Below are 3,795 nucleotides of genomic sequence, written 5' to 3' on the forward strand. Positions count from 1 at the left end.
GCCGGGGGCGCGGCGGGGGCGTGGGGGCGGTTGGACAGGGGCCCGCCACGACGCCCGCGAGACGCGAGACCCACCCGGTGCCTCCACCCGATGCCTCCATCGCCGGGCCCCTTGCGCCCCAGTTTGTGTACGACGTAAGCTTACGACGTACACAAACCGGGAGGCGTCGTGACCGTCATCGCGATCATCGTTCCGTTCGTCTGGCTCCTCTGGCTCGCCCTGACCGAGTGGGTCCCCATGTTCCCGCTGAACGACCTGACCTCGGGAAACGTCCGCGGGCGCGTGCTCGCGGCGTCCATCAACTACCCGTTCCCCCTGCTGATCGCCGCGGGCGTCGCGCTGCACCGGGCCTGGTCGCTGGTCGCGGCCACCGTCCTGTGCGTCCTGATCGTGATCGGCCATCTCCAGAGCTGGTGGCTGCCCTACTTCGGGGTCAGCACCGCCGCCCAGCGGGAGATCTACCGGCGCGACTACGCCCGCACCCTGAAGATCCTGCCGGCCGAGGGGCGGGACGTCGTCATCGACGTGCAGCACATGGTGGTGGGCGTCCTCTCTCTGCTGATGCTGGCCACCACTCTCGCCGTTACCCTGGGCGGATGAACCAGCCTGCCCGTCCTCGGGGGCGCGGCGGCCGGCCGGCCGTGCTCACCACCGAGCGCGTCGTCGCCGCGGCCGTCGAGGTCCTGGACGCCGAGGGGCTGGACGCCCTGACCATGCGCCGGGTCGGCGCCCGGCTCGGTGTCGCGGCGATGTCCCTGTACCGGCACGTGCCCAATCGTGACGCCCTGCTGGCCGGGGTCGTCAATCACCTGTTCTCCCAGGCCGTGGCCGAGCCCGATCCGGAGAGTCCGGAAGGTCCGGAGAGTTCGGAGGGTACGGAAGGTGCGGAGGGTCCGTGGGCCGAGGCGCTCACCCGCTTCGCGGTCGCCTACCGGCGGACGCTGCTCCTCCATCCGCGCGCCGTGCCGCTCCTCGCCACCCACCCCGTCGACGTCGACACCGGCCTCACCCTGCTGGCGGGCCTGCTGGACCGCTTCGCCGCCGCCGGTGTCCCTCGGGAGGGCGCCCTGACCGCCATCCAGTCCGTCGGCGTCTACGTCCTCGGCCACGCCCTCGCCCAGGTCGGCACCCCGCCGGGGGCGGCCGGGCCCGCGCCGGTCGCGGACCCGGCCGCGACCGCGTTCTACGACCACTGGTTCGACGCCGGTCTCCTCGCCATGGTCTCCGGCTTCGAACGGCAGCTCGCCGGATAGCGGTTCCCGGACGCCCTGCGGGCGCACGCGAGGCCGCCGCGCCCGCCACCGCGACTTTCAAGATCGTGGATGGAACGATTCACGTCCTCGCTATCAGGTATACCCTACAGGAATAGTGGGTTATGCTGGGTCGCGTGTCAGTTTCCCCATCGGTCGCCGTCGTCGGCGGCGGCGCGAGCGGCACGCTGGCGGCCGTCCACCTGCTTCGCGAGGCGCGGGCACGGGCCATGCCGCTGGAGATCGTGCTGATCGACCAGTACGGGCGGCACGCGCTCGGACAGGCATACTCGACCACCGATCCGCACCACCTCCTCAACGCCTGCGCGAACAAGATGAGCGGGCTGGAGGACGACCCCGGCCACTTCCTGAGCTGGGCCCACGACGACGGTCTGGACGTCTCCGCGTCCGACTACCTGCCGAGACGGACGTACGGGCGTTACCTCCAGGACCTGCTGGCGGGAGCCGAGGAGTGGCCCGTCCGCGTGGTGCGCAAGGTGACGGGCACGGTGAGCGCCCTGACCCGGGGGCGGGGAGTGCGGGTCCACCTCTCCGGCGGCGGCACGGTCGACGCCGAGGCCGCCGTCCTGGCCCTGGGCAACCGCTCCCAGTCCGCCCGGCTGCCGGTCGTGGACGCCGGGAGCCCCGGCTACGTCGCCGACCCGTGGGCGCCGGACGCGCTGGCTGGCATCCGCGACGGCGCGCCGGTGCTCGTGCTGGGGACCGGGCTGACCATGGTGGACGTGGCGGTCACCGTGACCCGGGCACACCCGGACACCGTCGTCCACGCGGTGTCGCGGCACGCGCTGCTGCCACGGTGCCACCCCCGGCCCGTGCCGCCCCCGGTCCCGACGCCGGTCCCGGACGGGCCGCTGGGGATCGGCGACCTGCTCCGCGCCGTACGCCGCGCCGTGCGGGACAACGGCGGCGACTGGTACGGCGTGGTCGACGGCCTGCGCCCCCAGGTCCAGAGCCTGTGGACCCGGCTCTCCCCGGACGACCAGCGGCGGTTCCTCGGGCTGGCGGCCCGCTACTGGGAGGTCCACCGGCACCGGATCCCTCCCGTCACGGCCGCCAGGATCGCCGACCTGCGGGCCACCGGCCGCCTCCGGGTGCTGCGCGGCCGGCTGCTGGGGGCCGAGCCCGGCCCCGGCGGGCTGCGCGCCCGGGTGGGCGCCGACGGCGCGGTCCGGGAGATCGACGTCGGCTGGCTGGTCAACGCCACCGGGCCCGGCGCCGACATCACCCGCGACCCCCTCCTCGCCGACCTCGTCGCCGACGGCGTGGTGCGTCCGGACCGGCTGCGGCTCGGGCTGGACGCCGCTCCCGGCGGCGCGGTCCTGGACGCGGGGGGAGACCCCGACGACCGGATCTTCACGCTCGGCCCCATGCTGCGCGGAAGCCTGTACGAGACGACGGCGATCCCGGAGATCCGCGCCCAGGCGGCGGCCCTCGCGCCGCGCCTCGTGGAGACGCTCGCCTCCGGCGCCCGCCTGCCGTCCCCCGCGCGGGGCGGGCACGCGTGAGGGCGGGAGCTCCCCGGAGGATCGGTGCCCCACCTCCGGGCGGGAGCGCGGCCGGCGGACACGCCCGGCGCGGCCCCCGGGCTTGACCTTCAGCGGGGTTGAGGTCCCATCCTGGGGAGACCCACGAGGAAAGAGGATTCCCATGAGCGAGGATCTGGTCGACTTCTGGTTCGATCCCGGCTGCCCCTGGGCCTGGATCACCTCCCGCTGGATCCTGGAAGTGCGCGAGGTGCGTCCCGTCACGATCAACTGGCGGGAGATGAGCCTGGCGGTGCTCAACGAGAAGCAGGACATGTCCGAGGAGTACCGCGAGATCGTCGAGATCGGCCGGGGCACCATGCGGGTGTTCGCGGCGGCGCGCGCGGCGGCCGGGGACGCCGCCGTCGGCGACCTCTACACCACGCTCGGCACCCGCTACCACGGCGAGGGCGGCCTGTTCCAGCGGTCCCGCGACGTGCCGCGCGAGGGCGGTCTCGCGGGCTGGCGGGCCGCGATGGAGGCCCTGGAGCCGGTGATCGCCGCCGCGCTGGCCGACGCCGGGCTGCCCGCCGAGCTGCTCGCCGCGAGGGCCGACGGCGCCTGGGACGAGGCGATCCACGCCTCGCACGCCCTGGTGCCCACGGGAGAGCAGAAGCAGGCGCTGATCGGCGTCCCGACCATCTCGGTGAACGGGCACGCCGGGCAGTTCGGTCCCGTCATCAGCGAGATCCCGACCGGGGAGCGGGCCGGGCGGCTCTGGGACGCGTTCAAGGTGCTCGCCACCGAGGAGACGTTCTTCGAACTCAAGCGGGTCACCGACCGGGCGGTTCCCCGCACCTACCTGGAGGCTCCCTAGTCCGGAAGGGGGTGTCTCCCTCCGGGGGGTCCCTCCGTGGTGCTGGGAGGTTCCCCCGTGGTGCCGGAGGGGCGCTTTCGGCGCGAGCCCCCTAGGCCGTGTCTTCAAAGGTCATAACCAGAGCAGTAGCGATGCGAGGGTGACTACGGCGGTGTAGGACGTGGCGGTCTTGTCGTAGCGGGTG

Annotated in this window: 4 protein-coding genes; all 4 read left to right on the forward strand. The window is 73.7% G+C overall.

Annotated features, from left to right (window positions below; all coding sequences use genetic code 11):
• Positions 1-168 precede the first annotated feature (168 nt).
• The gene (locus tag ABT053_RS43195) at positions 169-600 is read left to right on the forward strand and encodes a hypothetical protein (RefSeq protein ID WP_350977989.1); all 432 of its coding nucleotides are present in this window, start codon (positions 169-171) and stop codon (positions 598-600) included.
• The gene (locus ABT053_RS43200) at positions 597-1,253 is read left to right on the forward strand and encodes a TetR/AcrR family transcriptional regulator (protein WP_350977991.1); all 657 of its coding nucleotides are present in this window, start codon (positions 597-599) and stop codon (positions 1,251-1,253) included. The genes ABT053_RS43195 and ABT053_RS43200 overlap by 4 nt, the downstream gene beginning before the upstream one ends.
• Before the next feature lie 134 nt (positions 1,254-1,387).
• The gene (locus ABT053_RS43205) at positions 1,388-2,776 is read left to right on the forward strand and encodes an FAD/NAD(P)-binding protein (RefSeq protein WP_350977993.1); all 1,389 of its coding nucleotides are present in this window, start codon (positions 1,388-1,390) and stop codon (positions 2,774-2,776) included.
• Between the two features lie 142 nt (positions 2,777-2,918).
• On the forward strand, positions 2,919-3,611 hold the full coding sequence (locus tag ABT053_RS43210; protein WP_350977996.1) for a mycothiol-dependent nitroreductase Rv2466c family protein: 693 nt from the start codon (positions 2,919-2,921) through the stop codon (positions 3,609-3,611).
• Positions 3,612-3,795 lie beyond the last annotated feature (184 nt).

The organism is Streptosporangium sp. NPDC002524 (genome assembly GCF_040295985.1).
Taxonomy (GTDB): domain Bacteria; phylum Actinomycetota; class Actinomycetes; order Streptosporangiales; family Streptosporangiaceae; genus Streptosporangium.

Coding starts and splice junctions, on each gene's coding strand:
- ABT053_RS43200 (WP_350977991.1), top strand. CDS start 597: ATGAACCAGCCTGCCCGTCCTCGGGGGCGCGGCGGCCGGCCGGCCGTG.
- ABT053_RS43210 (WP_350977996.1), top strand. CDS start 2,919: ATGAGCGAGGATCTGGTCGACTTCTGGTTCGATCCCGGCTGCCCCTGG.